The following is a 2,148-nucleotide window of genomic DNA, read 5'->3' as shown; positions in this document are numbered from 1 at the left end:
GGATTAGGGCATGAGACGGTGCAAATCCTTGATGAGTATTCCGCACCTGTCCGCACGTTCCCGCGTGTCTTCGGGAAGCAGGCCGAGACAATCTTCGACCCCGCCTCGCTGGTGCCGTTGCTGGTGACCAAACCGGGGGCATGGTCGCATTCACCGCTGCGGGCCCTGGTCACCGACCCGGTGCGTGACTGGCTGGATGAGGCAACGGCCACCGAGCGGCGCCGCCTGCTCAACGCCGTGGATGCCGCCTCTTCGGCGGCAGGCTTCGATGCCGCGGTGGCCGCCGCCGACACCCTGATCCAGCGCGGAGACGCCCCGGACATGGCGATGCTGGGCATGCTGGCCCGCCGGCTGGCCAACGGCACCGAACCGGCCGCCGCAAATGTGGACCTGAGCATCTACGACACCTTCACCACCTTGAATACGAGCACGGGAGAAGTAGCATGAATCCGATCACCGTTCAGGACATCCTCGACGCTGGCAAACAAGCCTCGATGACCGGGAGCGTGCTGGGTGAATGGGCCCAGAAGGACACCCCGAAACAGCGCGAATACCTCCACGGGGTCCTGCTGGCCGAGCACGAATCCCGGCTCGAATCACGACGTCAACGGCTGTTGAAATCCGCGCGGCTGCCGGCTATGAAGTCCCTCACAGGATTCGACTACACCAGCGTCAGGTTCCCCGAAGACTACGGCAGAGAACCCCTCGAATCGCTGGACTTCATCAACCGGGCCCAAGACCTCGTCCTCTATGGCGACGTAGGCACAGGCAAGACTCACATGGCATCCGCTCTCGTGGCAGCCGCCTGCCGGAAGGGCATCCAAGCCAGATTCTTCACGACCTCCGCACTGGTGATGATGCTGCGCGCGCCAAGGACGAAGACCGCCTAGACAAGGAACTCGCTTCCCTGGCCAAGAACCAGCTAATCGCGATTGACGAACTGGGCTACCTTCCGATCGATACCGAAGGTGCCCGGCTGCTGTTCCAAGTGATCGCGGACGGGTATGAAAAACGCAGCCTGATCATCACCACAAATCTGGAGTTTTCCCGCTGGGGAACCGTGTTCGGCGACGACAACATGGCCGCCGCCATTATCGACAGATTGGTGCACCACGGGCGGCTCCTACAGTTCCGTGGCGAGTCCTACAGAGTCAAAAATGCACTCATGAAATGAGCAACCGCTGAAATGGACCAAAAATGAGCCGAGGTGGCCTAATTCTTAGAGCTGAAATGGCCTACTTTAACTTGACGAAACACAGCTCGTCAACACCAATGGCTTTCACCCCGTCGAAGCGGGCGGGGTGATTGATCAACACCGCCGTCCTTCGGCCAGCACAGCCTTGTTTGCGGTATTCCAAGACACGCCCGAGGCCCTCGGCGATCCGGGCGACGGTGAGGTGTTGGCAGACGATTCCCTCCAATGTCCACCGCAACCCGCGGCGGGAGAGCTTCGCCCGTGGTTCGTCCGCCTGGGTGGTATCTTGCCGCCACACGTGCCCGCAACCGGTGCACCATTAGCGGCGGATTCGCACCAACCGCGTGGTCGGCCGCCAGCCGAAGGGCTGATGGCTGAGCTCCCGAGTTACCGTGTCCCGCGGGACGCCTTGGTAGCAACACTTGCAACACCACTCATCAGTAGCCACCGCAAGGCAAGCACGAACGGCCCGATCCGGAGCAAGGAACTGCCCTGTCGCTTCCAAACCAAGCCCATCAAGGCCGCAAAAAGTAGTCAGGGCAGGGCAGGGCATTGAAAGGTAGCGTTGAACACGAGGGCCTTGCTGTAGAAATCCGGAACTTAGACAATCTGATTCTCTACCAAGTCTCTCACCTATGCCGAACCGACCACCAGCCCTCGGAAATCTCACACTGCAACCCGACTACACTCTGGACTCAGAAGAGTCCCGAATGCTGTGCCGGAATATCTTATGAGCGGACTCAATCGCTCTACGCGACAGGTATTGATTACGTAGCTGCAAAACCAGCTTCGCTTTGATCTTCCGTACCATTATCAGTACTCCTTCCACCACGTGGCCATCACATGGTGGAAGGAGCCTTGCAGGTAGTGCTCAACCACACCAACCACCCTATTAGGCGATGGCGCTTACCCGCACCACAGACGGAGCCCACAGAAGCCAATATTCAAGCAGT

Annotated in this window: 3 pseudogenes; 2 read left to right on the top strand and 1 reads right to left on the bottom strand. The window is 59.7% G+C overall.

The annotated features are described in order from the left end of the window. Positions 1 to 447: pseudogene (locus tag ACT3TS_RS19575) on the top strand (IS21 family transposase); the annotation flags it as partial. Then, positions 444 to 1,174: pseudogene (gene istB, locus ACT3TS_RS19570) on the top strand (IS21-like element helper ATPase IstB). The pseudogenes ACT3TS_RS19575 and istB, both read left to right, overlap by 4 nt. 85 nt (positions 1,175 to 1,259) lie before the next feature. Here the strand turns inward: istB and ACT3TS_RS19565 are convergent. Continuing rightward, positions 1,260 to 1,748: pseudogene (locus ACT3TS_RS19565) on the bottom strand (ISL3 family transposase); the annotation flags it as partial. Positions 1,749 to 2,148: the final 400 nt, after the last annotated feature.

This window comes from Specibacter sp. AOP5-B1-6, assembly GCF_052376555.1.
In the GTDB taxonomy this organism is placed as follows: domain Bacteria; phylum Actinomycetota; class Actinomycetes; order Actinomycetales; family Micrococcaceae; genus Specibacter.
Note: the sequence above shows the minus strand (reverse complement) of the source record. Positions and strands in the feature narration are given on the sequence as shown.